This window comes from Nocardia lijiangensis NBRC 108240 (assembly GCF_001613045.1).
Lineage (GTDB): Bacteria > Actinomycetota > Actinomycetes > Mycobacteriales > Mycobacteriaceae > Nocardia > Nocardia lijiangensis.
In genome coordinates, this window is sequence record NZ_BDBP01000074.1 from 19,520 (window position 1) to 45,000 (window position 25,481).

Sequence of the window (25,481 nt, forward strand, 5' to 3'; positions counted from 1 at the left end):
GCCGTAGCGGCATGGTTTTGACTGGTATCGATGTCGGCACTCGCGTGCCGGGCAGATCCGGTCGATGAGGAGGTGTGGCGTGGCGTGGAGCACCCGTGAACTCGCCGAGCTCGCAGGCACGAGCGTGCGTGCGGTGCGGCACTATCACGATGTCGGTCTGCTCGACGTGCCCGAGCGCGGTGCCAACGGCTACAAGCGCTACGGCGTGGCTCATCTGGTGCGCCTGCTGCGGATCAAACGCCTGACCGACCTGGGGTTCTCCCTTGCCAGGATCGCCGCGATGGGTGAGGCGGACGAACATCCCGAACAGGCACTGCGCACCTTGGACGCCGAGCTCGCCGCGACCATCGAACGCCTGCAACGGATCCGTGTCGAGCTCGCCATGACGCTGCGCAAACCCACACCGACCGACCTGCCGCCCGAGCTGGCCGTGGCCACCGCCGACGCGGATCTGCCCGACACCGACCGTGCGCTCCTCGTCGTGCTGACTCGCGTGCTCGGGTCCTCGACACTGCGCGCCTACGCCGAGGCGCTGCGGGGCTACTACGCGCAACCCGGGGTCCTCGAGTTCGACCAGTTGCCCGCGGACGCCGACGAGCGGACCCGCCGCGAGATGGCCGAACACCTGGTGCCCGCCACCCGGACGCTGCTCACCGGCCACCCGGAACTTCAAGATCTCACCGCCGACGCACCACGCGGTGCGCGCTTCGCCGAACGCGCAATCGGCGTGGCCCTGAACGATCTTTACAACTCCGCCCAGATCGACGTGCTCCGGCGCATGGGAAAACTGCTGGGCGGACCACCCGGCTCCGAGCAGGCTTGACCGGTTCGCCGACCAGCGATGCGCACGAGCCGGTGGCTCTCGAGGCGGCTTTCGGGTGCCGACCAGCCGCTTGGATGACTACCGCGGCGTGGTCGGCACCGATAGGACGAGGGACGGATCAACTGTCGAGGAACCGCAGCAACTCCGTGGTGACGAAGGCAGGGTTCTCCTCGACGAGCCAGTGCCCCGCATTCGGCACGTCCACTGCGCGCACGATGTTTGCCATGCGCGGCGCGATGGTGGCCCGGACCGGGTCGACCTGCCCCTGCGCGGTCATGAGCAGGGTCGGGACATTGATCGGTGCTGTCGCCGTGGTGTCGCGGACGTCCTTGTCGAGGGCGCGGTAGAGCTCGAAGCCGCCCGAGAGGACCTCGGGCCGACGGTATGTCCGCGCGTACTCGTCGATCTCGGCGTCGGTGAACGGGGATCGATCCGAGGTGCCGCCGAATGCCGTTCCGCCGAACGAAACCTGCGGGTAGAACAGTGCCAGGTAGTCGCGGACGTCGTCACCGACCACCGCCTCGGGGACTCGACGCTGGGCGTGGAAGGCGATGTGCCAGCTCAGTGAGCGGTATGTGGACGCATCGATCCCGGGCCCGGGGAGCGGCAAGTCGAGGTAGGCGAGGCGTGCGGTGTCGGAGGGGAACTGGGCGGCGTACTGGAACGCCACCGCGGCGCCGAAGTCGTGCCCGACGACGCGGGCGTCACGCACCCCGAGCCGATCGGCGAGCAAGGTGTGGACGTACCGCGCCAGGGTGGCCTTGTCGTAGCCGGTCGGGGAGCCGGTACTGTCGCCCAGCCCGGGGAGGTCGATGGAGTAGACGGTGTAGTTCTCGGCGAGCGCGGGCATGATCGGCCACCAGCCGTACCAGGTCTGCGGCCAGCCGTGAATCAGCACCACCGCCGGGCCGCTTCCGCCGGTCACGTAGTGCATCCGGACGCCGTCGACGTCGGCGAACTCGTGCCGGAAGGTGCTGTCGAACTGGGGGTCGCTCTGTGTGGCGACGGCGTAAGGGGGAACGTCCTCGGCGGCTGGTGTGGAGCAGCCCGCGAGAAAGATCGTCAGCAGCAGGGCGAATACGGTGGTCGCCCCCTTGTGCGCGGATCGGCGGAAGCGGCGCGGCCGCGCAGCGGTGATCATGGGTTCGGTCTCCTCGATTCGAAAAAGGGGTCAGCGCCCGGTCGCGCTGTCGATCAGTTCGCGGAGGATGTCCGCGTGGCCGGCGTGGCGGCCGGTTTCCTCGATCATGTGGGTGAGTGCCCAGCGGATACTGGGCGCGCGGCGTCCCGGCTGCGGCCGGGGGACAGGTGCGCCGAGGTCGGTGCAGCCGTCGAGAACTTCGTTCGCACGCTCGACCGTCGTGCGGTAGCGGTCGACGACATCGGCCACGCTGTCGGCCGGTGCGGCATGAAACGTCGTCTTCCAGTTGGTGACTTCCTCTCCGAGGAACGTCGCGCGCTCGACGAAGGTGAGGTGCTCGAGCAGGCCGAGCAGGTTCGTGCCCGACGGCACTGCCGGCGTTCGGACCTGCGGTTCGGGAGCGCCGTCGACCTTCGCGGCGATCGCGCTCCGTACGTAGTCGAGGAAACCGCGCAGGACCTCGATCTCGCTGTTTCCGGCCCGGGGCGGCGGGGTGTCGCGGCGGCGGGAGGTGGTATCCATCAAGGTCTCCTTCGGGGAAGAACGGATCAGGTAGTGCGCCGGATGACGAGGACGTGGTCGGTGACCTCGGCGGTACGCCCGCCCGGTCCGGTGGCGATCCGGCGGGGTGCGCCTGCCCGCTCGACCGTCCACGTCGCCGGGTCCAGATCGAGGCCCGTGGCGACCTCCCGCGGGGTCGGATACCGGACGTCGGGATCCTGATTCCATGACCACGGCGCGGTCGAGCCGTGGTCGACGACCAGCAGCCGCCCGCCCGAGCGCAGCGCGTGCGCGGCCCGGCGCAGAACGGCTGCCTTGTCCAGGTCGAAGGGGGTGTGCAGATAGTGGGCGCAGATCAGGTCGAACCGGCCCTTGGGGAACGAGTCGCGTAGGTCGTGCCGCTCGGCGACGACCCGGTCACCCAGGCCGCGCGCACGGGCAATGCCGGTAAGTCGCTCGACCGCCACGGCCGAGATGTCGACGGCGGTGACATGCCACCCCCGGTGGGCGAGCCACAGCGCGTCGCCACCGTTGCCGCACCCGAGATCCACAACGTCGCCGGGCGGCAGGCCCGTAACCGTTTTGGGGAGAAGGTAATTCGGCTGCGGGTCGGTGGCTGTCGGTCGGCCCGAGTAGACGCCGTCCCAGAATGTGCTCGCATCGGTCGTGCTCATCGAAGCTCCTTTCTCGGGGACCTGCTCAGTCTCGCGAGACCCACTTCGATCTGGCACGAATTCTTGCGGTTCCGGCAAGATGGGCCCATGGACCGTGAAACGGACGACGTGCTCAACACGGTGGGGCCGAGGCTGCGTGCGCTGCGCCGCGACCGCGGCATCACCCTCGCCGATCTCGCGGCGACGACCGGGGTGTCGGAGAGCACCCTGTCCCGGCTGGAGAGCGGGCAGCGGCGGGCGACCCTGGAATTGCTGCTGCCGCTGGCCCGTACCTACGACGTTCCGCTGGACGACCTCGTCGGCGCCCCGCGCACCGGTGACCCTCGGCTCCATCTGAAGCCGATCCGGCGGTTCGGAATGGTCTTCATTCCACTGTCCCGGCGGCCCGGCGGTGTGCAGGCGTTCAAGATGATCATCCCCGCGCGGCCGGAACCGCTCGAACCGACACCGCAGACTCACGAAGGCTTCGAATGGCTGTACGTGCTCAACGGTCGCCTGCGGCTGGTGCTCGGCGACCGCGACCTGACATTGCCGCCCGGTGAGGCAGCCGAGTTCGATACATCCTTGCCGCACTGGCTGGGCAGCGCCGACGGCGGTGTGGTCGAGCTTCTCATCCTGTTCGGCCTGCAAGGGGTGCGTGCGCACGTGCGCGCCGACCCGCACCGGTCATCTCGCGGCGGGAGCCTTTGACGAGATGCGTTCGGACATCACAGGAAAGGCCAGGGCGCAGTCGCCGTGGCGTCATAGCCGCCGCGGAAGACGGTGCGGTCCAACGACCGCCGCCCCGGGTGGATCCGTTCCTCGGCGGCGTAGCCGATGGACATGAGCAGGGCAATGGCGAGGTCGGCGCGGTCCTCGATGCCGATCACCTTCTTCACCTCGTCCTCGTCCCAGCCGTTCATGGGCGAGGTGGCCAGCCCGAGTTCGGTGGCGGCGAGCATGACGTAGGTCGCGGCGATCATGGCGTCCTTCACCGCGTACTCACGCTCGAGACCGCGGTCGGCCAGTCCCTGCTGGAATTCGGTGGCGGCAGCGGAGAATCCGGTAATGAACTCCTCGCTCCATGCCCCGGTGTGGCGCGCCTGTTCGTAGACATCGGATCTGTCCGCCCGCCACGCGTGCGGCTCGGCGACGAAGACGAGCATGACCGGCGCCTCCTGCGGCTGCGGCTGACCACCGGTGGCCCAGGTCAGGCCCTCTCGTCCTGCGGTGTCGGTGACCACCACGATGGACCGGTCCTGCAGGTTCCAGCTCGACGGCGCTTGCATCGCCAAGTCGAGGAGGGTGTCGAGATGAGCGGCGGGCACCGGATCGGGGAGGTAGTGGCGGACGGTGCGGCGGGTGCGGATCGCGTCGGCGACCGAAAGCGTCTTGGTCATGAAACTAACTATCGGAGAGTGACTCTCTATCGGGAAGAGGGCACTCATTAGTGCGTTACTCTCCTTGGTGTGACGATCGTGGAATCCTCGGGCCTGCCCGCCGACGTGTACTCCGCCAAGTGCCCCACCCGGCAGGTCCTCGATCACATCGCAGGCAAGTGGACGGTGCTGGTGATCGACTCCCTCCTCCAGCAGGGCACCATGCGCTACACCGACCTGTCGCGCCGTATCGGCGGTGTCTCCCAGAAGATGCTCACCCAAACCCTGCGCAGTCTGGAAAGCGACGGATTCCTCACCCGCACAGTGCATCCCACCATCCCTCCACGCGTCGACTACGAACTCACCGACCTCGGCCGCAGCCTGGCGGAACCCGTCAGCGCCCTGCGCCAGTGGGCCGAGCGGCACATCAACGACATCGAACGGGCTCGCCAGGCGGCTGCCCAAGAACCCACATCACATCGAGGCGCATGATGGGGGTCGGTGTCAGGGCCCGGTCCGAGGGTGACCGGGGTAGGCATAGAGGTCAGGTGACAGGACGTATCGGCGGAAGTGGGGTGAGCAGCGATCGCAAAGGTGTCAGATCGTATGACAGTGGATCCGGCAGCACGGACCGAAGGGGCGGAATGGTGACCGGTGGCCCGGACAGAACGTCCGAAGTCGCCTCATTGGCTTTGACCGCGTCGATGCGGACCTTTGCGGCAACGGCCGAACCCTTGATGTCGCCCCGGCAGGCGGCGACGAGCCCCTGTTGATGCAGGTGCCGGATCATCGGCAGAAAGCGCAGGCTCATCTGCGGAGTGAGCTGACCGACCCGCTGATCATCGATACGTACCTCGACATGAGGCTTCGCGCGACCGCTTTCGGGAACGTTCTCGTGCAGAGTTGCGAACAGCAGGCCGTATCCCGCCGCGGGCACGAAGTCGAGTAGTACGTCGAAGTGTTCGTCTTCCTTGGTGACCTGCACAAACGCCGATCTCGGCAGCATCGTGTACGGAACGGTGGGTGGTTCGTTCACCGGGAGCGCTTCGCTGGGTTCGCCGAGGGCTATGTGCACGTATGCACTGAATTCGACACCGTCCCAGCCGTCGTACTCGCGTGCCCAGATGCGGCTGGCGGTCGTGGGAACGAATCCGGAAGCGACGATGCGCCGGACGACATCAGCCCATTGCGGTGCCTCCTCTGCACCGATGTAGCCGATCGTTCGTCCTCGTGCGCGGACCGAGATGGCCCAGGGGCCTCGCGTCCCGTCCGGCTCCGGAACCAGTTCGACGTCAGGGTTCAGTTCTGCGCTGCCGTCGAGGAAATCTTGTGGCAGCAGACTCCGAATCGCCGGCAGATGCTCGTTGTCGACGGCGAGTTCGTAGTCGCACCACCTTCGTGCTTGGCTCCACAGCCGATATGACGAGCCGACCGAAGCGGCAGCGGTGCTGAGACCCATGTCGGCGTCGCCATCGTCGTCGATGTCGACCCCGAAATCCGTTGCCAGACCGGCCAGGCCGGACGCCCAGCCCTGACCGACCGCTCGAATCTTCCATCTGCCGTCCCGGCGGTAGATCTCGCCGAACAGAAACGCCGATTCCGAGGCGGCGTCGCCGGCCGCGTACAGGGCCAGCGAATGCCCGGCACGGTCATCGACCCGGAATGTGAGTTCGCCGAGCTGCCCGAAACTTCCGGTAGCGACGCTACCGGCCAACGCCACAGTCTGTACTGGGGCTGGAATCGTGGACAGGTCGACGGCGATCCGCGCCTGTGCACCGTGCTCAGTCGCGCGGACGCCGAGGAATCGCACCGCACCGTTCGGTGACTCCGGCTGATTGTAGAAGACGAAATCACCATCGGCACCAACCTTTCCATCGGCACCGAGTAGCAGCGCGGAAGCATCGACCTCGATCTCCGACCTCGCCCACCCGATGACGACGTCGATACCGGCTACGCCAGCCGGCAACGGAAGGTTCTGGCCTTTCGACAGCTTCAGCAAACTCACGGCCTCGCTCTCACGATTCGACATGCACGGTCACCAAAGATCCCGACCCAGCTGGCGAAGACCCCCGACCCAGCCACGTCGACGCAGGACATCGTCTGCATTGCAGTAGCTATTCGAGCCCGGCGCCGATCTTGTTACGTGTGGCCGAGACCCACTACCTCGACATCCCCGAGACCCGTGCCTGACAACCGCGAGGTGCTCGAGAGACAGCCCGGGCGGTTGTGTCAGACCGTGAGGACGACTTTCGCTCGCGCGTGCTCGGTTTCGAGGTAGTGGATGGCCGTGGCGGCCTCGCTGAGCGGGTAGGTCCGGTCGATCACCGGCGTGAGCTTCCCGGCTTCGGCCAGCTCGCCGAGCGTGGTCAGATTGTCGGCGCGCGGCACTACCTGGAGGACGTCCACCCAGCGGGCGAAGCGCGCCAACACCATTCCCGTCACCATGAGCGCCATCGGCCCGACAACCGAGCCGCCGCGGTAGATGCCGCCACCGGACAGGACAACCTTTCCACCCGGTGCCAGCACTCGCCGCAACTCGGTCAGCGAGTGATTGCCGACGAGGTCGAAGATCACGTCGTAACGGGCTGCGCCGCTGGTGAAGTCGTCCCTGGTGTAGTCGATGACGCGGTCCGCGCCGAGCGACCGCGTCTGCTCGACGTTCTTGGTGCTGCACACACCGGTGACGTCCGCGCCGAAGGCCTTGGCGATCTGCACGGCGAACGTGCCGACGCCGCCGGACGCACCGTTGATCAGTACTCGATGCCCCGGCTGGACTTGCCCGAGGTCCCGCAGTCCCATCAGTGCGGTGTTGCCCGCTACGGGAATCGCGGCCGCCTGCTCGAAGGTCAGGCGAGCCGGTTTGTGCTCGACCACGCTTTCCGGGGCGGCCACGTACTCGGCGAAGGCGCCATCGGCCTCGCCGAACACCTCGTCACCGGCCTTGAACCGCTTCACGTTTCGCCCAACGGACTCGACCCGGCCCGCGAAATCGCGGCCGCGGATCTTCGCCCGCGGCCTGCGCAGTCCCATCATCGGCCGGGCCAGGTACGGATCGCCCCGCATCACATGCCAGTCGAGGGCGTTGACCGCAGCCGCGTGCACCCGGACCAGCACCTCGTCGTCACCGGGCACCGGTGTGGAGACGTCCCTGAACTCGAGGGCCTCCGGTGATCCGTACCGGTCCTGCATGATCGCCTTCATCGGTTCTCCATTCGCGCTACCGCTATCGCCGAAACGGTAGATCGACATGCCGGGGCCGGATATCAGGGAAGCCCCTGAGACCAGCACTGATTTCGTGCCTGCCCTTCGAGAACCAGGCCCCCTGGAAAACCCCCTACGACCGGGAAGTCGCGGCTTGGGCCCGACTGACATCCACCGTCACCATGGGAGCCGCCGCCGGTGCGATTGTCGGCGCCGTCGGCGCCGGTGCCATCGGCTGTCTTCTCGGCGGCGTCACCGCTGGCGTCGCGACCGGGCCCCTGGCCATGCTGTTCGGCGCGGGACCACTCGCAGGCTGCCTCATCGGCGCAGCCGCACTCGCCCCCCTCGGAGTACTTGGCGGAGCGATCTTCGTCGGCGCCCCGATCGCCACCGCAGCGGTCATCCAATACCTCACAACGGTCAACTCGCCCTTCCCCGCACCCGCCGCCCCCAAGTAGGACACTCCCGCCGGTCCGCTTCGACGGCGCGATGCGCAAGTGGAGGATTGCAGGCACCGAGGATGTGGTAATCCTCCATGTCCGCACCGAGTTTCGCCTCGAGGGTGGCTTTCTCAGGCGAGAGCGAGGAAGAGCTTCTCGAGTTCGGCTTCGGACATCGGTTCGGAGCCGTCGGCGGTGTCTCCGGTCAGGCATTCGCGCAAGCCGGTCGCGACGATCTTGAAACCTGCGCGATCGAGCGCTCGGGAGACCGCGGCGAGTTGGGTCACCACGTCCTTGCAGTCGCGGCCCTGTTCGATCATGGAGATCACACCGGCGAGCTGACCGTGTGCGCGACGCAGCCGGTTGAGCACCTGGTTGATGGTCTCTTCGTTGCCGACCATGGCGTGTTCCTTTCGTCGTTGGCCTCACCGAGCATACCCCTCGGGGTATCCCCGGGCTCGGCTCGAGCCGAGCCCGGGGATGTGATTTCAGTGGTGCGCGAAGCTGATAGAGGGCAGTCGCTTACGCAGCCAGGCGGGCGACCACCACGCGCCGTGGCCGGTCAGGCGCAGCAACACCGGCAGCAGCACTAGCCGGACCGCGAACGCGTCGAGCAGCACCGCGACGCCCAGAATGATGCCCATCTCCTTGGGCGGGAGCGGGTCGGCCAGGGCGAAGGTGAAGAAGACCGCGACCATGACCGCAGCCGCGGCGAAGATCACGCGCCCGGAGTGGGCCATACCGTCGATCTGCGCGGACTTCGGGTCGTTGGAGTGTTCGTAGTGTTCCTTGGCCGTGGCCAGCAGGAACACCGTGTAGTCCATGGCGATGGCGAAGATCATGGCGAAGAAGAACACCGGTCCCCACCCGTCCAGGAAGCCCTGCGGGGTGAAGCCGAGCAGGCTCGCGCCGTGTCCGTCCTGGAAGATCAGTTTCGCCACACCGAAGGCCGCGGCGGTCGACAGCAGGCTGACCACGGTGCCCAGGGCGGCGATCAGCGGCGCCTGCAAGGCGATCAGCAGCAACGCGAATCCCAACACCAGGATGATCCCCGCGATCAGGGGCAGGTAGTCGTTCAACGCCTGTTGCAGGTCCAGGTTTTCCGCTGGTGCGCCGCCGACCAGTGCATCGGAGGGGAGGGTGCGGCGCAGATCGTCGAGGATTTCGCCCATGCGCCCATCGGACGGATCGACATCGGGCAGCGCTTGCATCATCACCAGGCCGCTGTCGACGTCGGCCGGTTGGGCGGGGGTGACCATACTGATGCCGTCGACCGTCATGGCGGTCTGGGCGAGCCGGTTCGATTCGGCTGCCGGCGCGATGATCTGCAGCATGCCCGGCGCGCCCTTGCCCATCTGGGCTTGGACCAGCTCGTAGCCTTGGCGCACGGGTGCGTCGGTCGGGACGACCTGAATCGAGGGCATCGCCACCTTCAGTCCGAACACCGGCACGGACAGCCCGATCAACACGATCAGCGCGCCGATGGCGAACGGCCACGGCTTGTCGTGCAGCAGTCGGCCCCATGCGGCGAATCGCGGCGACCGGTGCTGCTGCCGCTTGGCGTGCGGAAGGGCGCCGGCATTGATCTTGCTGCCCAGCGCTCCCAGCGCGGCGGGCAGCAAAGTCATCGTGGCCAGCAGGACGAAGGCGACCGCGAACGTGATGCCGACCGCCATGGTCCGCACTGCGGGCGCGGGCACGATCAACACGGCCGACAGGCTCACCAGAACGGTCAGCCCGGACAGTGCAACGGCCTTCCCGGCGGTGTCCATCGTCTCGGCAACTGCTGATCTGCCATCGGGGGCACTGGTCAACGCGTCCCGGAATCGGGCCACGATGAACAGCGCGTAGTCGATGCCCAGTGCCAGCGCGAACATCATCGCGAAGTTCATGGCCCACACCGAAATCGGGGTGATCTCGTTCAACAGCACGAGCCCACCGGCCGAGGCCACCAAACCTGCCAAGGTCAACAGCAGCGGCAGCCCGGCCGCGACCAGCGACCCGAACGCCAGCACCATGATCGCCAAAGTGACCGGCCAGGAGAACATCTCGGCCTTGATCATGGCGTCGTGGTTGGCCTTGTTGAAGTCGCTCCACAACGCCGAGGCGCCGGTGGGGTAGACCTCGATTCCATCGCCGGACAAATCCGTCAGCGACTCTTTGTGCTCGTCGACCGCCTTGACCATGTCGTCGGTGGAGGCATTGGCTCCCGCGATGAGAATGCCGGTGTGCCCATCCGGGCTGATCGACATCCCCGGCTGCGGCGGGACCACGTCACCGAAGCGCGTATCGCCTGCGAAGACACCGGTGATCTCACCGACCACCTGCTGCACGCGCGGGCTGTCGATCGTCGCGGTGTCGGAATGAACCACCACCTGCACCGCCGCCGAGGAGTTCCCGCCGAAATGCTGCTGCGCCAGTTCGCGGACGCGGACCGACTCCGAGCCGTTGGCCTGCCAGCCCGCCCCGGCGAGCGAGGTGAACACGTTCGGTGCGGCCGCGCCTAGCGCGATCAACACCAGCAGCCATGCGCCGAACACGATCCAGGAGCGCTCGGCCATCGTGACGCCGAGCCTGCCGAGCACGCCACCGGTTCTCGGTGGCGAGGTGTCGTGAGCTGGGGGAGCGGCCAAAGAGTCGGTCATCACAGTCTCCTTCATACCCCTGGGGGTATATCGGTCTGGGCTCTAACATACCCCCAGGGGTATCTTGTGTGAAGAGTGTTGTACGGCACGGGGTGGCGTCGGGCTGTTGAGGTCGCGAGACGGAAGCGATGGTCATCGACTGAGTGACCTGCGCAAAAGAGGTGGTTGTCACAACACCCTGGCATACCCTAGGGGGTATAGTGACCCCATGTAATATACCCCGTGGGGTATTCAGAAAGATGGTCTCTGGCACACGCTGCTGCGGCCCGCTGGGAGGTGCGGAATGAAGGTTGTGATCGTCGGTGGTGTAGCTGGTGGTATGTCGGCTGCCACCCGGTTGCGCCGGCTGATTGAATCGGCGGAGATCGTCGTTCTAGAACGGGGCGATCATGTGTCGTTCGCCAATTGCGGTCTGCCGTATTACCTCGGCGGGGTGATCCAGAAGCGAGAAGCGTTGTTGCTGCAGACTCCGGAGTCGCTCGCGGAGCGGTTCCGGCTGGACGTACGGGTGCGGCACGAAGTGGTGGCGCTGGACCCGGCGGGGCGCAGCCTCACCGTCCGTGAGCTGGACTCGGGTCGAGAGTATGTCGAGTCCTTCGACGAACTGATCCTGAGCACCGGTGCTGCCGCGATCGTCCCACTGTTGCCGGGGGTCGAGCGGGCCCTGGTGCTGCGAGATGTCGCCGATATGGACCGCGTGGCCGAGGCGCTCGGCGGTGCGCGGTCGGCAGTAGTGGCCGGGGCGGGTTTCATCGGCGTGGAAATGGCCGAAAATCTTGTGCGACGGCAGATTTCGACCACCGTCGTGCAGCGCGGTGTGCAGGTGTTGTCGCCGATGGATGTCGAAATGGCCGCCCCTGTCGCGGCGGAGATGCGTGAACATGGGGTCCGGCTGGAATTGGGTGCGGAGCTGAGTCGCATCGACGCCGATACGGTGACCCTTTCCGATCGGCGCGTGATCCCGGCCGATGTGGTGGTGATGGCGGTCGGGGTGCGGCCGGAAAGCGTGCTCGCCCGCGAAGCCGGTCTCGAGATCGGTTCCGGCGGTGGCATTGTCGTCGATGATCGGCTGCGCACATCAGTGCCGCACATCTACGCCGTCGGTGACGTAGTGGAGAAGAGGGACGCGGTGAGCGGTCGGTCGATGCTCGTCCCGTTGGCCAATGCGGCGAATCGGCAGGGGCGGTTGGTCGCGGACGTGATAGCCGGACTGCCTGCCATCGACCCGCCCGCCCAGGGCACCGCAATCCTGGGCGTCTTCGATCTCACCGTGGCGATGACCGGATGGAGCGAGAAGCGCCTGCGCGCCGCGGGACGCCCGTTCCGCGTTCTGCATTCGCATCCGCTAGCCCACGCCGGCTACTACCCGGATGCGCGCACGATGTCGGTGAAACTGCTCGTCGATCCCGTCACCGACGAGATCCTCGGCGCGCAGGCGGTGGGCGGAGACGGAGTCGACAAACGCATCGACGTGCTGGCCACCGCCATGGCAGGCGGCATCCCAGCCTCCCGATTGATGGACCTGGAGTTGGCCTACGCCCCGCAGTTCGGTTCGGCCAAGGATCCGGTGAACATGCTCGGCTACATGGCCGACAACCTGCGCACCGGAGCAATCCGCACCGTGCAGTGGCATGAAATCAATGACGCGATTGTCGCAGGCGCCCATGCGGTCGACGTACGATCACCGGAAGAGTTCGCCGCCGGATCCATACCCGGTGCGCTCAACATCCCTCTGGACGAATTGCGCGATCGAGCGGGCGAGATCCCGGCTGGTCCGGTTCTGGTGTTCTGCCAAGTGGGTCAGCGCGGCAACACTGCGACGCGATTGCTGACCCAACTCGGCCGAGATGCGGTCAACCTCGACGGTGGCTATCGAACCTGGCGCGACGCAACAACGGCCGAGGTCCGGTAGTCCAAGCCCTGAGCTTTTCGAAGAAAGGAAACAGCACAATGTGCCAACGAATTGTCTGCCGACAGTGCGGCAAGCCCGGCTACAGCGGATGCGGCGAACACGTCGAGCAAGTACTCGGCGATGTACCGAAGGCGCAACGGTGTTCGTGCACCGACCAGACGCGACCACGCAAGCGGTGGTTCTTCGGCGGTTGATCGGCCAGGTTTGTCGCGAGTCGGGAAAATCCGTTGGTGTCGAAGCGCTCCCCATCAGACCGTCGACCGTGCAGTGGTTCTTCTGCGCATGAACACGTGCGGTGGGACACCTGGAACTCGTTGACGGGGCGGCCGAACTGGGTGCGCTGCGATGGGCTCTGTCAAGCAATCACGCGCGTCTGAGCCATGGCACCGAACATGCGGGAGATGCCCCGGCCTGCCGCATGCAGAGCCGGAACCGCGGTCCGGGCCGACGCCTCGTTGGGGACGACGACCGACAGCGCCGCCACGATCCGCCCGCCCGCCGCGCGGACCGGCACCGCGATACCGGTGGCGCACTCGTCGACGAACCCGGGGCAATAGGCCAGGCCGGTGCGCCGGATCTCGCCCAGCGTCGTGCGCAGCAGATCGGGGTTGGTGATCGTGTATGGCGTCAGCGCACGCAGCGGGCCCGACAGCACCGATTCCTGGAGCTCGCGAGGTCCGTGCGCGAGCAGTACCAACCCGCTCGAGGTCGCGTGGAGCGGGAGCCGCCCGGCGACGCGGACCCGGTTGCGGACGGCTTGTGGCGCGGAGAGCCGTTCGATGTAGAGCACCTCACGGTCCTGCAGCACGCCCAATTGCACGTGGTGCCCGACCACGGCATGCAGATCGGCCATCACCGCCCCGTCGAACTCACAGCGCGGTGCGCTCACGGGCAAGGCCGGTTCGGCAGTCGACTACAACGAATACCCCGGCCTCGACCACGAAAGCGTCGTCGCCCGCGGCGCCGAGGGCTTCCCGTCGTGGGCAGCCGATCGCTTCGCAGGCAAGCAGGCACCGAGCAACTGCCCCGCCTGACCGCACGGCCCGGTTTCAGGCATCGAGGCTCTGGACGAGCACGACCTTGCCGGTGACCGTGCCGGACTCGGCAAGTGCCATCGCACGGGCGGCTTCGGTCAGCGGAATGCGGGCAGCGACCTGGGGGCGCAGTGTTCCGTGCACGGCGAGCGCGAACACCGACCCCAGGTCTTCGGCGATCCGGTGACGGAAGCGGCCTGCGTTGCGCTTGCCCGCCCAGATGTTGAAGAAGTGGGCATGGCGGCGGTTGGGCAGCGCGTTCCACCACAGCAGCCGGGCGAACAGCTTCAGTACCGGCAGGCGTGAGTCGCCCGCATCATCACGGGTCGAGGCGGTGCCATAGGAGACGAGGGTGCCGCCGGGGGCGAGCAGCCGGAACGAGTCCACGATGCCCGGGCCGCCGATATGGTCGAACACGGCATCGACCCCGCCCGGGGCCAGCGCACGGACCTCGGCGGCCACGTCGCCGCGGTAGTCGATCCAGCTCGCGCCGAGCGCTTCGACCGCGGCACGGTTGCGCGGCGAGGCCGTGCCGAGGACCCGGATCCCCGCCGCACGGGCCAACTGCACCAGTGTCGAGCCGACGCCCCCGTTGGCGCCGTGGACCAGAATCGTCGCGCCACGGGGCACCGCGGCGGTGCGGTGCAGCATCTGCCAGGCCGTGATCCCGTTCACCACAAGCGTTTCCGCTTCGGCGGCGCCCAGGCCGACAGGCACCGGGACCACGTCCGCGGCGTCGAGAAGGATGTGGCTGGACCAGCCCCCGATCTTGGTCAGCGCGGCGACTCGCTGCCCGATCAGCGCGGGGTCGACCGACGCACCCGCCGCGGCGACGATGCCGACCAGGTCGTAGCCCGGCACGAACGGGAACGGCGGCTGGTCGTAGTACTTGCCCCGCCGCATCTGCTGCTCGGCGAAGGAAACGCCGGAGGCCTCCACCGTGACGAGCACCTGCCCCGCGGCGGGTGCGGGCAATTCGCGTGTGGTGATGAGCAATCCGTCGGGATCGACGGTGCCGGGGAGAACGATCTCGGTGGCGTGCACGGTGGACATAGGTGAAACCTCCTTGGTGATGAGTGACTGTTCACTCACTTCGAGTGTCAAAGAAAGGCCCCCGAAGGGGCGGTGCGGTCGTGCCGGCTCAGCGGGCGGCCGGATGGCGGATGCCAGCGGCCAGAAGGGTGGCCCAGTCGCTGGTGTCGCCGTCCAGTCCCAGGGTGGTGATGAGATGGCAGAGCTGGCCGTAGGCCATGAAACGCTGCACCTGCTCGTCGGTGGCGCCGGATCGTTGCTTGGCGAATTGCGTCGTGCGGGCCAGGCCGCGGCGCATCGCGTCGGCGACCTCGGGGATGTCGGCCGCGGACTGAGCGTGCACCTGCAGCATCAGCAGGTTCTTGTCGCTGATCAATTCGGCATAGGCACCACCCATCTCGTGCAGGATCTGCTCCGGGCTCGCCTCTCCGGCGCGGGTGGCCCCGGCCGACAGTGCCTTCTCGACGAGTTCGAAGCAGCGGTCCAGGGCGGCGACGAAGAGTGTGGTTTTGCCGGGGAACAGCTTGAACACATAAGCCTGCGAGATCCCCGCCTTGGTGGCTACCGCGTTGGTCGGCGTGCCGTGGAATCCGGCACGGGCGAATTCCACGATCGCCGCGTCGATCACCACGTCGCGCCGGGCATCCGAGGTCGAGAGGGTGGCACCGGTCTTCGTCATGTGAGTGACTGTACACTCACTCTCGCTCGGTGTCCAGCCGTCAGTCACACGCGGCCGCGTGGCCCGAAACCCCGATTCAGTTGTGGGCGTACACCAATAGACCCGGCTAGTGCCGCGTCCAGAATGGTCGGTGCGGTGACCGACCGAAGGCCCCCTTCATCCCGCCAGACCGACTAACGGTGACCTTTTGGTCGGATTGCGTGTCCAACCTTTGTGACCGGGGCACTAGCTCGAATTCGGCGGGTCGATCACTCGCGTCGGTGAGAACTACCTATGTGGTCTCCTGCGAGGCGAATAGGTAGTTTTCGCCGACGCGAAACACACTGTGCCGCTGGAAGTCTCCTTCTCGTCGACGAACGACGAGGAGGAACGATGACCACCGCCCGGCACGCACCCCCGCGGGTGGCCCAGGCGACGCTGCTGGCCGCGGCCACGCTGACCATCATGGCCGCGGCCATCATCGCGCCGAGTCTGCCCGCGATGACCGAGGTCTTCGACACGGCAGATGTATTGGTCAGGCTGACCCTGACGGTCACGTCGCTGGCGATCGCGATCAGTGCTCCGCTGAGCGGCACCGTCGCCGACCGAGTCGGGCGGCGACCGTTGCTCATCGGCAGCTTGGCGCTCTACGCGGTGGCGGGCACCGCAGGCTATTTCGTCTCCGATCTTGCCGTGTTGCTGGCCACCCGGGCACTGCTCGGTGTCGCGGTCGGCGGGATCATGACCGCGGTCAGTGCGTTGATCACCGACTGGTTCGACGGACCACGGCGTGCTTCGTTCCTCGGGATGCAGCAGGCAGCGGCGAGCCTCGGGGGAGTGGTGTTCCTGCCACTGGCCGGTGTACTGGCCGGCCTGGACTGGAAACTGCCGTTCTGGATCTACGCCGTGTCCGCACTGATCTTGCCCTTCGCCGTGCTGACGATCGGTGAGCCCGCCCGCGCCGCCACACCCACCGCCGCGTCCGGCGGGTCACGGAACTCGTTGCGCATCTACGGAATCTACGCACTCGCACTGGTCGCGACACTCGCGTTCTTCATGGCACCGACCCAATTGCCGTTCCTGCTCACCGATTTCCACGTCGGGCCCGCGGTCACCGGAATCGTGGTCGCCGGGAGCACACTGACCGGTGTCGTTGGTGCGCTGGCCTTTCCGGCCCTGCGCAACAGGCTCGCACCCACCACGATCACCACCATCAGCATCGGCCTGCTGGGGCTGGGCTGGCTGGTGATCGGCACCGCGGGATCTGTCGCGCTGATCCTGGCCGGACTGCTCGTCGGCGGCATCGGCGTCGGCCTCGTTGTGCCCAACCTGAACCTGCGCCTTGCCGACCTGGCAGCCCCGGACCGGCGCGGCCAAGTCCTCAGCGGACTCGTCACCGGGATATTCCTCGGCCAGTTCCTCTCGCCGCTGGCCGTGCAACCACTCATCCAGACCATCGGCGTCGCCGACACTTTCGCGCTCAGCGGTGTCGCGATGACCGTGGGCGCGGCCCTGGCCGCGCTGCCCACCCTGCCACAGAACAAGAACAGGAAAGTCGCATGATCTACCACGGCAACCGATTCACCATCAAGGCCTCCGCCACCCCCGAACAGGTCGAAGAGGCGCTCGAGAGCCTGCGCAACCAAGGCCGGGTCATCCCGTCGGTGAAGTCCTTCGTCGTCGGCCCCGACTACGGCGGCGAATACCACTACGGCGCGGTGTTCGCCATCGAGGACCTCGAGGGCTACTGGGAATACCTCGTGCATCCGGCCCACCTCAACACCGACCGGGTTGGACTGCCCCTGGTGGACAAGTTCGTGTCGTTCGACATCACCGACGACGAGGACCCGCAGCTGGCCGACAAGATCGCCGAGCTGCACCAGCGCCGCTACGACACCATGCCCGACATCACCAAGCTCGTCTCCAAGCTCGGCGAATACACCGGCAGTGCTGCCCCCGGCCAGCACGGCGAATAGGAGCACAATGTCCTACGACAAGATCGCGCAGGCCTGGGTCGACATATGGAACGGTGACCTGTCGCTGGTCGAAGGCACCGTCCACCCGGATTTCGTCTCCCATGCCGCACCGCTGCTGGGCGGACCTCCCGCGGACACGACAGGCCGCGACAACCTCGGCACCTGGGTCGGCGGCATCCGGGCAGCTGTCCCCGACCTCCGCTTCACCGTTCAGGTCGGTCCACTGGTCGACGATCCCTACCTGGTGCTGCGCTGGCTCGGTCGCGGGACGTACCAGTCCGGTTTACCCGGTGCAGCGCCCGGACCGACTCCGATCGAGTTCTTCGGCACCGACATCCTGAAGGTGACCGACAACCTGATCAGCGAGTACTGGGCCAACGCCGACAGCATGTGGGTCGCCCAGCAACTGGGCATTCACTGAGGCTGCAGGTCGGGCAACTCCCGCAGCTGTCTGCGGGAGGTGATGCCCAGCTTGCGGAAGATGTTGCGCAGGTGGGCATCGATCGTGCGAGGGCTGAGGAAGAGCCGGTCGGCGACCTCTTTGGTCGTCGAACCGGCGGCCACGAGCCGCGCGATATGCATTTCCTGCATGGTCAGCTCGTCGTGGGTGCGGGTGGAACGGCTGCCCGCCTGGGCTCCGGTGGCCCGCAGTTCGTCTGCGGCACGACGGGCGAACGCTTCCATCCCCAACTCCGACAGCCGGTTGTGCGCACTGCGGAGCCGCTGGCGTGCATCCAGCTTGCGGTTCTGGCGGCGCAACCATTCCCCGTACAGCAGCTCGGTCCGAGCAAGGTACGGCGTGAGCCGGGTTCCGTCGAACAGGTCGATGGCCTCCAGATAGGCCGGTTCGTCCCCGGTGACGAGGGCGCGGGCGCACGCGGTGACTCCGGCAGCCCACACCGTGCCGCTCGGCTGGGTGCGTTCGGTCAGTGCCGCCAGCGCGGCCTCGGCTTCGGTGCTGCGGCCGCAGTGCACCGCGGCCTCGATCAGCTCCGGCAGGGCGATACCCGCGAGGAACAGGTCACCACCGGCTGCGGCCCGCTGCGCGGCGGCCAGCGCCGCCGGATAGTCGGCCAGACCGTTGCCCAGCACCGATTGGGCCCAGTGGATGTTGGCGATGAGCTGCCCGGCGCCGCGGGCGTCAGCCGCCGCTGTCGCCGTGTCGAAGAGTTCGCGCGCTTCCTGCTGACGGCCGCGGATGGCGGCCAGGTGCAACCGCGGGTACATCGTCGGTGGTGCGCCGACGGCATCGGCGATCGCTTCCTCTTCCGCGATCGCCGACATCGCCGTGGCGAAGCCACCGGTGTGCACGGCGCCGGAGGCCACCTGGGCAAGACCGAGCCGCAGCATGACCGGCGAGCCGGAACTACGACCGGTTTTCATGATCCACTCGGTGATCACGTTGTGCGCGTCGATGTCCCACAGTTCGCCCGCGACCATCGTGGCCAGTGCGGGACGGGCAGCGAACACGCCGACATCGGTGACGATCGACCGCAGCAAGGGCGCCGCCGCCCGGTGCCCCCGGGTGGTCAGCGTGAGCAGTGCGTCCAGGATGTCCGGTGATGCCGGAGCCTGTGGGGCAGAACCGGATGCACGGATCACCCGGTCCATCACCCCGCTGGCGCGGCCGACAGCCAACGCCATTTCCAGCGCGTCGAGGTAGCAGTCGCGCGACCATGCCGGATCCAGGGCGGCCAGCCGCTGCGCGGCGCGGAGCACGAACGACGGGCCGTCCCCGTCGCCGTGCCGACCGAACGCGATCTGCCCGCGTAGCAAGTCGATTCGAGCGAGCACCTCGTCGTCCAAGCCGCTGGTGTCCACGGTGGTCAGCAGATCCGAGGCTGCTTCGACAGCACCTGCTTCCACCGTGACCCGTACGGCAGCGAGTGTGCGTCCTGTGCGTTTGGCCGGGTCCAGCGACAGCGCCGCGGCGCGTTCGAGGAACGCTGCCGCGGCCGCGACGCCGCACCGGGCCTGGGCCCGTGACGCGGATGCCTCCAGTTCGGCGGCAACGGCTTCGTTCGGCCCGGCACCGGCATGAGCTCGGTGCCAGGCGCGGCGGTCGGCGTCGGTGACCGGATCGGTTACCTCGGCCAGCGCTCGGTGCACGGCATGCAGCTCCGTTGCGTCAGCAGCCCGGTAGACAGCCGACCTCGCCAGCGGATGACAGAACCGCACCCGCGTGCCGAACTCGATCAGGCCCGACACTTCCGCAGCGCCGCTCACCTCGACATCGACGCCGAGTTCGCGGGCCGCCGCCCACAACAGGGCCGGGTCGCCGGTCGGCTCGGCACTGGCGAGAGTCAACAGCAACCGCACCCGGGCGGGCAATGCCGCCAGCCTGGCCTGGAATCCACGCTCCACCCGGTTCGCCACCGACGACGTCTGGGGGAGAGCGAATCCATCGGTGTGCGGCAACTCCAGCAACGCCAGCGGGTTACCGCGCGCCTCGGCGAGGATCCGGTCACGCACCCGAGGATCGAGCGTGGACTGCAACAGCCCACGCGCCTCGTCGTCGGTCAGACCCTCCAGTTCCATACCGGGAAGCTCATCGAGCCCCTGGCGAGCCGCGAAGACCATCGCGACCGGTTCCGAAGCGATCCGGCGGGCAAGAAACATCAACGCCTTCGTCGACGCATCGTCGAGCCAATGCGCGTCATCGATCACACACAGCACAGGGCGATTTCGCGCAGCCCCGCTGAGCAACTCCAGGACCGCCAACCCGATCCGAAACATCTCCGGCGCCCCGGTGGCCTGTCCGAACGCAACGCGCAGTGGCTCCGGCATCTCATCCACACGCCCCAACACCGGCACACACAGCTGATGCAGTGCAGCGAAAGGCAACTCGGACTCGAACTCCGACCCGGACGCCCGCAGCACCAGGAACCCAGGCGCTCGGCCGACCTGCTCGAGCAGGGCGCTCTTGCCGATGCCCGCTTCCCCCCGCAGTACCAGCGCACCGCCCCGGCCCTCGGCAGCCGAGTGTGTAAGTCCCTCCAGTCGGCCGATCTCGTCCTGCCTACCGACCAACGACGAACCATTCTGCACAGCGCGCAACCGTACTCGACGCTCATGAATCAGCACACTCAACGCTGGAAGCGCCCCGGGAAAGGAAACGCTCAGCCGCACAACAAGATGAGTGTCGGAGGCGTCCGATTGATCGCCTATCCGGCTGGCGGCTCTTCTTCCTGTCGTCACAGTGAATGCCGTTCCCGCCGAACAGGACCCACTGCACCGGCGGCGCGTAGCGCAGCCGATGGCGGCCGCAGATTCCAGAGCTGATGGCTCGGATGGGGCCCGGCCGGTACTTGTCGGGTTCTCGGGTAGAGCCACGCGGCCGAAGGCTACGCCTCAGGTAATCCGTTATGGCGGAAAGATATTCGCCTTGGCCTGTCGGTGTCCGATGTAAGTATGTTGCGCGACGAGAACGCTACGGAGTGAGGGGATTTCGATGGTCGAACGTGAGTGGGAGAGGTTCGTTGCCGACCTGTCCGGGGTATTGGATCGCAGTCCCGAGGAGACGGTCCTGAGCCTCGAATTCGCCGACGACGGGTTCGTGTCCTTCATCAAGACGCCGGACTCGCTGGGAGTAGACGTATCCGACAGCCTCGACGAGCCGGGACAGCAATACCTTCTCGAAGCGGGCTGGACCCGTCCACGCCCGGACTTCCCGACCTGGCATCGCGAGATCAGCCGACCAGGGTCGCAAGCCTGTCGCGAGATCGCGACGGAGGCGGTGCACACCATCCGAGAACTGTTCTCGGTTCGTTCACCGGAGGAAGTGTACCCCCGGGGATGGGTAGACGGCCCCGGCGAAGTTCACTTCGGCCAGCTCCGTCCGGGTGCATCGATTCCTGCGGTCGGCGAGGTCGCGACGCTGGTATCCATCGCCGAACTGCTCATACCCGATCAGCCCTGGCTCGTCGCCACCGTCCGCCACCGCTTGGAAGATCCCGAACAAGCCCACCACTTCGGGCCGTGGCGTGGCTTGCTCTCCGCGCTCGGAGAGCCCTACTTCGGTGGTCTCGGCGTGCTCGCGCAATTCGATTGGCAGGAAGACACCGACGCGATGTGCAAGGCCTTGCAGCAGCTCCCGTCGTGCCCGAAAGCACTGTCGTGGGACTGGTATCCCGCGTTCGCAGCGATGACGAAGGGGCGGCACAGCGGCGACGCCGCGGAATCGTTCCTGAAACGCGTGGCCGAAATCTGCCGCCCAACCGAGTTCGCTTTCGTTTCCCTCCAAAACCGCAGCGACGATTACGCGGTCACCTTCCTTCCGCGCAATCGACTGGACCGACTCCGCGCTCTGACTGCCCAAGCCGGCGAGGATGCGATCGAGCTACCGTTTCGCCGATAGCCGCCCAGCGCGAACGCGAAGTGCGGCGAACTCCCGCCCGGTGGTGCCCAGCACGAACGACACGGTGGATTCCGTGACCGGCTGCGGGCGGCAGGAGCCACCCCGTTTGACCAGCCGATTAGCTCTCCCGACACACACTGTTGTAATCTCTTCAAGCGCCCCAAGCGGGCGCACCACGGGCTGTGGCGCAGTTTGGTAGCGCACTTGACTGGGGGTCAAGTGGTCGCAGGTTCAAATCCTGTCAGCCCGACAAGCAAAACCCCTTCCGACCAGGTCGGAAGGGGTTTTCTGTTGCTAATACCACCGCTGTGATTCGAGACCACTCCACAGTTAAGTCACATTTTGGCTGCTCACGAGCCTCTTGCCCATCGTTCGAGCACGTCCCTGTTGTCGGGCACGGTCTCGGGGATGTCGATGTAGTGCTTGCGGGCGACCGCTTCGGTGTTGCCCAGTTGGCGGGCTGCCCGGCGCGGGTCGTCGTAGGCATGGTCGACCTCGGTACCGGCACCGCGCCGGAAGGTTCGTGGGGTCACCCACTCGAACTCGGTGCCCCGGGCCGCGCGCCAGATCCTGCCGAAGTTCGTCGGGCTTCGCGGTGTCCCCACACGCGATGGAAACAGCAGCCTCATCGGATTGGGCCTGCCGGACGCCTCCAGATCGGCAACAGTGTCGGTGATCGCTTCGACAGAGTGCGGGGGCAGCAGGACGCGGCGCCAGCTGTTGTCGGTCTTGGGTACCGGCTTGCGCTCCCATCCGCCGCGGCCTTTCCCGCGCACCTCGATGAGCGTTCCGGTGACATCGAGGTAGGGATCGGGAGCCGACATGTCCACCTCGTCGAGCAGCAGGGCAAAGGTTTCGTGCGGGCGCATTCCGGTGCCGGTGATGACGTCGATGACCCATACCAGCGTCCAGTCTCGTTTGGGCCCCGATCTGTAGGCCGGGGTGCCGGGGATCGCTTCCCCGCGCGCCCAGGTGCGAACTTGCGCTCTGAAGGCGGGCAAGGCCCGCTGGTCCTTGACTTTGCCGCGGGCCTGGTTCTTGCGCCTGGTGAACGGAGCGACTCCATCGATGGGATTGGTTTCGAGTGCGCCGTGCCTGACCGCGATTGCCATCATCGCTCTCAGGATGATTTTGTGCTGCTTGGCTTTTCGGCGCAGCTTCAGCGCGACGAGCCGCTTGAGGTGCCTATCCAGTTCGCCGGTTGTGGCTTGCCAGACCTGCAGATGCCCGACGGAGTTCTCGATCTTGATGGTTTTGGGGTTTGCCCGTTTGTCGGTCGACACATAGATCTCGCGGCGATAGTCCTCGATGTTCCCTTCGGTGTAGGAGTCGTCGTTTGCGAGTTCTGCGAGTAGTTCGGCGGCGAGGTCGATCAGTTTGGTATTGCGCGTGATTCGCGCCCCGCCATGGACTTCTTGGTAGTCCCTCATCGCCTCGGCGAGCTTGTTGCGAGCGTCGTCAGCGCTGTCGCCGAACCTCGCGATCTGCTTGGCTCCAGTTGCGCCGTAGTAGCGCACCGTGGCGCGGAACGTGCCGTTCTTCTGTTTCTTGGGTTCAGTTGGTTTGCCGAAGGTGCCGATCGGTTTGGGTAGTCTGCTCACCGATCGGCACCGTTGATCGTCGTTGACGGACCGTTGAGGGCATGGTTGTGCCGCACTGTTTCTCCCGTAGATGTTTCAACCGGGTGCTAGCCGGAGTTGTCACACCAATTCTACTGGGAGGCAATGTCTTACGGCATCAAGAATTCAGCTGTGAATGAATAACCGCTACGGGCTATTTATTCGGAGTCTCGGTGGAGAGCACCATTACTCCGGTTGTCTGAATTTTCAAGGGAGGCCGGGGGTGTCGGTTCGTGGCGGCCAATGCACGGATGAGGTCGCAGACAAGCTTGCGCTGATCGCGGCCCAGCATCGCCGCCTCCGGTGGGGCGACGAACGGCTCGTCGAGCTCGAGCGCGATCCCGGACCAGTGTGCGACGTCGCGGACATCGAGCTTGAGGGCTTCGGCGACGGCTCGGATGGTGTCGAGTGATGAGGGGTGTTCGGGGTTGTCGATCAGGCGGCTGACGGTGGTTGCGTGGATGCCGGCGGTGTCGGCGAGTTCGTTGCGGCTGTTGATACCCGCGGCGGCCATGGCGGAGGCCCATGGTTCGGGTATGGCTCGCTTGCGTGGCATGTCCACAAGGGTAGGGCATGGAGCTGCACCCACCTACCGATTGGTGCGGAATGTGCGAACACTGTGCAGTTTTAACAACACGTCAAGTGCTACTAGCTGCGGAAATGATTGATGCACAAGTCCATTCGGGTAGACACCGATGGGTTCTGTGGTTACTGTTTGGGCAGGGGTAGGAGAACCACAGGAGGGAAGCCAGGATGTCTTATCGGGCGAGGTTGAAGTCCCGGACGGCGCTGCGAGATGCGATGCAGGCCAAGGAGATTCCGATCCGCGTCCTGGCCGGGCGCGCCGGATGCGGCAAGAGCATCGTCGGGCTGCTGCGGTCGGGAGCGCGGACCTCGTGCAGCCCGGCGCTGGCCGCGAAACTCGCTGCCGCACTGGACATCCCGGCCGAGAACATCTTTCGGATCGAGGAGAAGGAGTAGCCGAAGGCCCAAGCAGGGATTCATCTACGGGAGACATAAGTTGACCCGGCAGGGCTAGCACCCCCGCCGGGTCGGCGCACATCTACGGGAGTAGTTATGCGATACCAGTTTAACCCGGCCGCCGCCGAGATGGTGGCCGGGCTCGTCGGCGATCCACCGGGCAGGTGGTGGTGATGGCGATCGAGTTCAAGCCCGCGGTCCGGCGAAAGAGCAAAGCGCGCATGGCGCTGGCCGGGCCGTCGGGCTCAGGCAAGACCTACACCGCCCTCGCGTTGGCCTCGGAATGGGCTCAGCGTGAGGGCGGAGTCGTCGGGATGGTCGATACCGAGCACGGCAGCGCCAGCAAGTACCAGGGCCTCAACGGCTGGCAGTGGCAGAAGGTCGAACCCGACCGGTTCTCACCGGCCAGCCTGGTGGAAATCCTCGGCGTGGCTGCCGGGCACGGTTTCTCCACGCTGATCATCGACTCGTGGTCGCACTATTGGATGGGCCAGGACGGGATGCTCGAGCAGGTCGACCGCCGCAAGGCCGGGAACAACAGCTTCTCGGGGTGGAAGGAAGTCAACCCCGACGAGCGCCGGATGGTCGAGGCGATGCTCACCTTCCCTGGGCATCTGATCGTCACGATGCGCACCAAGACCGAGTACGTCGTCGACGAGGACGGCAAAGGAAGATCGGTGCCGCGCAAGGTCGGCACCCGGCCCGTGCAGCGTGAAGGGCTGGAGTTCGAGTTCGACATCGTCGCCGACCTCGATCTGAGCAACAACCTGCACATCTCCAAGACCCGGCTGCCGTTCCTGACCAACCAGGTCATCGCCCAACCCGGCGCCGAGTTGGCCTCTCAGATCGCCGACTGGCTCGACGGCGGCGAAGAGGTCCCCACGGTCTCCGAATTCCGGCAGCGGATCCTCGATGTCACCGATGAGGACCAACTGCGTGCGCTGTGGAGCGAGATCAACTCCTACCGGATGCTCGGCGCACCGACAGTCGACCTGGAGGGGACACCGACCACGCTGCGGGATCTGATCGTGGCGGTCAAAGAAGCCATGGAGGCGGTCGCGGCCAAACTGGCCAGGCAACGCGCCTCCACCGAAACCTCCGACAACTCCGACCAGGAGAGGGGGTGAGA

26 protein-coding genes, 1 tRNA gene and 1 pseudogene are annotated in these 25,481 nt (G+C 66.5%); 13 read left to right on the top strand and 15 right to left on the bottom strand.

Going from position 1 to position 25,481, the window contains the following annotated elements; all coding sequences use genetic code 11:
* The first annotated feature begins 79 nt into the window (after nucleotides 1-79).
* Nucleotides 80-823 carry a MerR family transcriptional regulator gene (locus NL1_RS25635; protein WP_067844446.1) on the top strand — a complete coding sequence of 248 codons (744 nt, stop codon included), beginning with the start codon at nucleotides 80-82 and terminating at the stop codon, nucleotides 821-823.
* A gap of 118 nt (nucleotides 824-941) precedes the next feature.
* Here the strand turns inward: NL1_RS25635 and NL1_RS25640 are convergent, their stop codons facing one another.
* Genes NL1_RS25640 through NL1_RS25650 form a run of 3 tightly spaced genes read right to left on the bottom strand, consistent with a single transcriptional unit; the run spans nucleotide 942 to nucleotide 3,139 of the window.
* Nucleotides 942-1,964 (bottom strand): alpha/beta fold hydrolase, encoded by a 1,023-nt coding sequence (locus NL1_RS25640; protein WP_067844447.1) that lies wholly within the window; start codon nucleotides 1,962-1,964, stop codon nucleotides 942-944.
* A gap of 30 nt (nucleotides 1,965-1,994) precedes the next feature.
* Nucleotides 1,995-2,486: a DinB family protein gene (locus NL1_RS25645; RefSeq protein ID WP_067844449.1), complete on the bottom strand. Its 492-nt coding sequence runs from the start codon at nucleotides 2,484-2,486 to the stop codon at nucleotides 1,995-1,997.
* 26 nt (nucleotides 2,487-2,512) lie between these two features.
* Nucleotides 2,513-3,139, bottom strand: coding sequence for a class I SAM-dependent methyltransferase (locus tag NL1_RS25650; RefSeq protein WP_067844451.1), 627 nt, complete (start codon nucleotides 3,137-3,139; stop codon nucleotides 2,513-2,515).
* Between the two features lie 87 nt (nucleotides 3,140-3,226).
* Between NL1_RS25650 and NL1_RS25655 the strand changes: the two genes are divergently transcribed.
* Nucleotides 3,227-3,829, top strand: coding sequence for a helix-turn-helix domain-containing protein (locus NL1_RS25655; protein WP_067844453.1), 603 nt, complete (start codon nucleotides 3,227-3,229; stop codon nucleotides 3,827-3,829).
* Between the two features lie 17 nt (nucleotides 3,830-3,846).
* On the opposite strand, the gene NL1_RS25660 is transcribed toward NL1_RS25655, so the two are convergent.
* Nucleotides 3,847-4,518 carry a nitroreductase family protein gene (locus tag NL1_RS25660; RefSeq protein ID WP_067844455.1) on the bottom strand — a complete coding sequence of 224 codons (672 nt, stop codon included), beginning with the start codon at nucleotides 4,516-4,518 and terminating at the stop codon, nucleotides 3,847-3,849.
* Nucleotides 4,519-4,587: 69 nt separating this feature from the next.
* Between NL1_RS25660 and NL1_RS25665 the strand changes: the two genes are divergently transcribed.
* Nucleotides 4,588-4,989, top strand: a complete 402-nt coding sequence (locus NL1_RS25665; protein ID WP_084510943.1) for a winged helix-turn-helix transcriptional regulator — start codon at nucleotides 4,588-4,590, stop codon at nucleotides 4,987-4,989.
* A gap of 52 nt (nucleotides 4,990-5,041) precedes the next feature.
* Here the strand turns inward: NL1_RS25665 and NL1_RS40300 are convergent, their stop codons facing one another.
* The gene (locus tag NL1_RS40300) at nucleotides 5,042-6,526 is read right to left on the bottom strand and encodes a TerD family protein (RefSeq protein WP_067844457.1); all 1,485 of its coding nucleotides are present in this window, start codon (nucleotides 6,524-6,526) and stop codon (nucleotides 5,042-5,044) included.
* Nucleotides 6,527-6,726: 200 nt separating this feature from the next.
* A complete protein-coding gene (locus NL1_RS25675; protein WP_067844459.1) occupies nucleotides 6,727-7,698 on the bottom strand; it encodes an NAD(P)-dependent alcohol dehydrogenase in 972 nt (323 codons plus the stop codon).
* Between the two features lie 182 nt (nucleotides 7,699-7,880).
* On the opposite strand from NL1_RS25675, the gene NL1_RS25680 reads away from it, so the two are divergent.
* A complete protein-coding gene (locus NL1_RS25680; RefSeq protein ID WP_174553468.1) occupies nucleotides 7,881-8,156 on the top strand; it encodes a hypothetical protein in 276 nt (91 codons plus the stop codon).
* 7 nt (nucleotides 8,157-8,163) lie between these two features.
* Here the strand turns inward: NL1_RS25680 and NL1_RS39690 are convergent.
* The 3 genes and pseudogenes from NL1_RS39690 to NL1_RS25690 all read right to left on the bottom strand — a co-directional run.
* Nucleotides 8,164-8,268 (bottom strand): annotated as a pseudogene (locus NL1_RS39690) (DUF302 domain-containing protein); the annotation flags it as partial.
* A gap of 1 nt (nucleotide 8,269) precedes the next feature.
* Nucleotides 8,270-8,539 carry a metal-sensitive transcriptional regulator gene (locus NL1_RS25685; protein ID WP_067844461.1) on the bottom strand — a complete coding sequence of 90 codons (270 nt, stop codon included), beginning with the start codon at nucleotides 8,537-8,539 and terminating at the stop codon, nucleotides 8,270-8,272.
* A gap of 87 nt (nucleotides 8,540-8,626) precedes the next feature.
* Entirely contained in the window at nucleotides 8,627-10,783 is a 2,157-nt protein-coding gene (locus NL1_RS25690; RefSeq protein WP_084510948.1) for an MMPL family transporter, read from the bottom strand.
* A gap of 283 nt (nucleotides 10,784-11,066) precedes the next feature.
* On the opposite strand from NL1_RS25690, the gene NL1_RS25695 reads away from it, so the two are divergent.
* A complete protein-coding gene (locus NL1_RS25695) occupies nucleotides 11,067-12,695 on the top strand; it encodes an FAD-dependent oxidoreductase (RefSeq protein ID WP_067844465.1) in 1,629 nt (542 codons plus the stop codon).
* Between the two features lie 38 nt (nucleotides 12,696-12,733).
* A complete protein-coding gene (locus NL1_RS40510) occupies nucleotides 12,734-12,889 on the top strand; it encodes a DUF8730 family Cys-rich protein (protein WP_507763277.1) in 156 nt (51 codons plus the stop codon).
* A gap of 161 nt (nucleotides 12,890-13,050) precedes the next feature.
* Here the strand turns inward: NL1_RS40510 and NL1_RS25700 are convergent, their stop codons facing one another.
* The 3 genes from NL1_RS25700 to NL1_RS25710 form a co-directional block, all read right to left on the bottom strand.
* Nucleotides 13,051-13,548, bottom strand: a complete 498-nt coding sequence (locus tag NL1_RS25700) for an IclR family transcriptional regulator (RefSeq protein WP_067844467.1) — start codon at nucleotides 13,546-13,548, stop codon at nucleotides 13,051-13,053.
* A 196-nt stretch (nucleotides 13,549-13,744) separates the two neighbouring features.
* A complete protein-coding gene (locus tag NL1_RS40445) occupies nucleotides 13,745-14,782 on the bottom strand; it encodes a medium chain dehydrogenase/reductase family protein (protein WP_156095039.1) in 1,038 nt (345 codons plus the stop codon).
* 88 nt (nucleotides 14,783-14,870) lie between these two features.
* Nucleotides 14,871-15,440, bottom strand: a complete 570-nt coding sequence (locus NL1_RS25710; RefSeq protein ID WP_067844469.1) for a TetR/AcrR family transcriptional regulator — start codon at nucleotides 15,438-15,440, stop codon at nucleotides 14,871-14,873.
* A gap of 372 nt (nucleotides 15,441-15,812) precedes the next feature.
* On the opposite strand from NL1_RS25710, the gene NL1_RS25715 reads away from it, so the two are divergent.
* From NL1_RS25715 to NL1_RS25725, 3 genes are read left to right on the top strand one after another with little or no spacing between them, the layout of a single operon-like run.
* On the top strand, nucleotides 15,813-16,982 hold the full coding sequence (locus tag NL1_RS25715) for an MFS transporter (protein WP_067844471.1): 1,170 nt from the start codon (nucleotides 15,813-15,815) through the stop codon (nucleotides 16,980-16,982).
* Nucleotides 16,979-17,395, top strand: a complete 417-nt coding sequence (locus NL1_RS25720) for a Dabb family protein (protein WP_067844473.1) — start codon at nucleotides 16,979-16,981, stop codon at nucleotides 17,393-17,395. Before NL1_RS25715 ends, NL1_RS25720 begins: the two co-directional genes overlap by 4 nt.
* A 7-nt stretch (nucleotides 17,396-17,402) precedes the next feature.
* Nucleotides 17,403-17,816, top strand: a complete 414-nt coding sequence (locus NL1_RS25725; RefSeq protein WP_067844475.1) for an ester cyclase — start codon at nucleotides 17,403-17,405, stop codon at nucleotides 17,814-17,816.
* On the opposite strand, the gene NL1_RS25730 is transcribed toward NL1_RS25725, so the two are convergent.
* The gene (locus NL1_RS25730; RefSeq protein WP_067844477.1) at nucleotides 17,810-20,443 is read right to left on the bottom strand and encodes an AAA family ATPase; all 2,634 of its coding nucleotides are present in this window, start codon (nucleotides 20,441-20,443) and stop codon (nucleotides 17,810-17,812) included. The two genes, NL1_RS25725 and NL1_RS25730, sit on opposite strands and share 7 nt — an antisense overlap.
* A 403-nt stretch (nucleotides 20,444-20,846) precedes the next feature.
* Here NL1_RS25730 and NL1_RS25735 point away from each other — a divergent pair, with 403 nt between their 5' ends.
* Together NL1_RS25735 and NL1_RS25740 are read left to right on the top strand one after the other, a co-directional pair.
* Nucleotides 20,847-21,752, top strand: coding sequence for a DUF6630 family protein (locus NL1_RS25735; RefSeq protein ID WP_067844479.1), 906 nt, complete (start codon nucleotides 20,847-20,849; stop codon nucleotides 21,750-21,752).
* Nucleotides 21,753-21,928: 176 nt separating this feature from the next.
* A tRNA-Pro gene (locus NL1_RS25740) sits at nucleotides 21,929-22,002 on the top strand.
* A 100-nt stretch (nucleotides 22,003-22,102) separates the two neighbouring features.
* Here NL1_RS25740 and NL1_RS25745 read toward each other — a convergent pair.
* Both NL1_RS25745 and NL1_RS25750 read right to left on the bottom strand, forming a co-directional pair.
* A complete protein-coding gene (locus tag NL1_RS25745; protein ID WP_067844481.1) occupies nucleotides 22,103-23,353 on the bottom strand; it encodes a site-specific integrase in 1,251 nt (416 codons plus the stop codon).
* 172 nt (nucleotides 23,354-23,525) lie between these two features.
* Nucleotides 23,526-23,885 carry a helix-turn-helix domain-containing protein gene (locus NL1_RS25750; protein WP_067844483.1) on the bottom strand — a complete coding sequence of 120 codons (360 nt, stop codon included), beginning with the start codon at nucleotides 23,883-23,885 and terminating at the stop codon, nucleotides 23,526-23,528.
* A gap of 239 nt (nucleotides 23,886-24,124) precedes the next feature.
* Here NL1_RS25750 and NL1_RS25755 point away from each other — a divergent pair, with 239 nt between their 5' ends.
* Nucleotides 24,125-24,352: a hypothetical protein gene (locus NL1_RS25755; protein WP_156095042.1), complete on the top strand. Its 228-nt coding sequence runs from the start codon at nucleotides 24,125-24,127 to the stop codon at nucleotides 24,350-24,352.
* Between the two features lie 173 nt (nucleotides 24,353-24,525).
* The gene (locus NL1_RS25760) at nucleotides 24,526-25,479 is read left to right on the top strand and encodes an ATP-binding protein (RefSeq protein ID WP_067844519.1); all 954 of its coding nucleotides are present in this window, start codon (nucleotides 24,526-24,528) and stop codon (nucleotides 25,477-25,479) included.
* The last annotated feature ends 2 nt before the right edge of the window (nucleotides 25,480-25,481 follow it).

Excerpts from the sequence above, each read along its gene's own strand:
- NL1_RS25640 (WP_067844447.1), bottom strand. The coding sequence starts at position 1,964 with ATGATCACCGCTGCGCGGCCGCGCCGCTTCCGCCGATCCGCGCACAAG.
- NL1_RS25645 (WP_067844449.1), bottom strand. The coding sequence starts at position 2,486 with ATGGATACCACCTCCCGCCGCCGCGACACCCCGCCGCCCCGGGCCGGA.
- NL1_RS25650 (WP_067844451.1), bottom strand. The coding sequence starts at position 3,139 with ATGAGCACGACCGATGCGAGCACATTCTGGGACGGCGTCTACTCGGGC.
- NL1_RS25655 (WP_067844453.1), top strand. The coding sequence starts at position 3,227 with ATGGACCGTGAAACGGACGACGTGCTCAACACGGTGGGGCCGAGGCTG.
- NL1_RS25660 (WP_067844455.1), bottom strand. The coding sequence starts at position 4,518 with ATGACCAAGACGCTTTCGGTCGCCGACGCGATCCGCACCCGCCGCACC.
- NL1_RS40300 (WP_067844457.1), bottom strand. The coding sequence starts at position 6,526 with ATGTCGAATCGTGAGAGCGAGGCCGTGAGTTTGCTGAAGCTGTCGAAA.
- NL1_RS25675 (WP_067844459.1), bottom strand. The coding sequence starts at position 7,698 with ATGAAGGCGATCATGCAGGACCGGTACGGATCACCGGAGGCCCTCGAG.
- NL1_RS25680 (WP_174553468.1), top strand. The coding sequence starts at position 7,881 with ATGGGAGCCGCCGCCGGTGCGATTGTCGGCGCCGTCGGCGCCGGTGCC.
- NL1_RS25685 (WP_067844461.1), bottom strand. The coding sequence starts at position 8,539 with ATGGTCGGCAACGAAGAGACCATCAACCAGGTGCTCAACCGGCTGCGT.
- NL1_RS25690 (WP_084510948.1), bottom strand. The coding sequence starts at position 10,783 with ATGACCGACTCTTTGGCCGCTCCCCCAGCTCACGACACCTCGCCACCG.
- NL1_RS25695 (WP_067844465.1), top strand. The coding sequence starts at position 11,067 with ATGAAGGTTGTGATCGTCGGTGGTGTAGCTGGTGGTATGTCGGCTGCC.
- NL1_RS40510 (WP_507763277.1), top strand. The coding sequence starts at position 12,734 with ATGTGCCAACGAATTGTCTGCCGACAGTGCGGCAAGCCCGGCTACAGC.
- NL1_RS25700 (WP_067844467.1), bottom strand. The coding sequence starts at position 13,548 with ATGGCCGATCTGCATGCCGTGGTCGGGCACCACGTGCAATTGGGCGTG.
- NL1_RS40445 (WP_156095039.1), bottom strand. The coding sequence starts at position 14,782 with ATGTCCACCGTGCACGCCACCGAGATCGTTCTCCCCGGCACCGTCGAT.
- NL1_RS25710 (WP_067844469.1), bottom strand. The coding sequence starts at position 15,440 with ATGACGAAGACCGGTGCCACCCTCTCGACCTCGGATGCCCGGCGCGAC.
- NL1_RS25715 (WP_067844471.1), top strand. The coding sequence starts at position 15,813 with ATGACCACCGCCCGGCACGCACCCCCGCGGGTGGCCCAGGCGACGCTG.
- NL1_RS25720 (WP_067844473.1), top strand. The coding sequence starts at position 16,979 with ATGATCTACCACGGCAACCGATTCACCATCAAGGCCTCCGCCACCCCC.
- NL1_RS25725 (WP_067844475.1), top strand. The coding sequence starts at position 17,403 with ATGTCCTACGACAAGATCGCGCAGGCCTGGGTCGACATATGGAACGGT.
- NL1_RS25735 (WP_067844479.1), top strand. The coding sequence starts at position 20,847 with ATGGTCGAACGTGAGTGGGAGAGGTTCGTTGCCGACCTGTCCGGGGTA.
- NL1_RS25750 (WP_067844483.1), bottom strand. The coding sequence starts at position 23,885 with ATGGCCGCCGCGGGTATCAACAGCCGCAACGAACTCGCCGACACCGCC.
- NL1_RS25755 (WP_156095042.1), top strand. The coding sequence starts at position 24,125 with ATGTCTTATCGGGCGAGGTTGAAGTCCCGGACGGCGCTGCGAGATGCG.
- NL1_RS25760 (WP_067844519.1), top strand. The coding sequence starts at position 24,526 with ATGGCGATCGAGTTCAAGCCCGCGGTCCGGCGAAAGAGCAAAGCGCGC.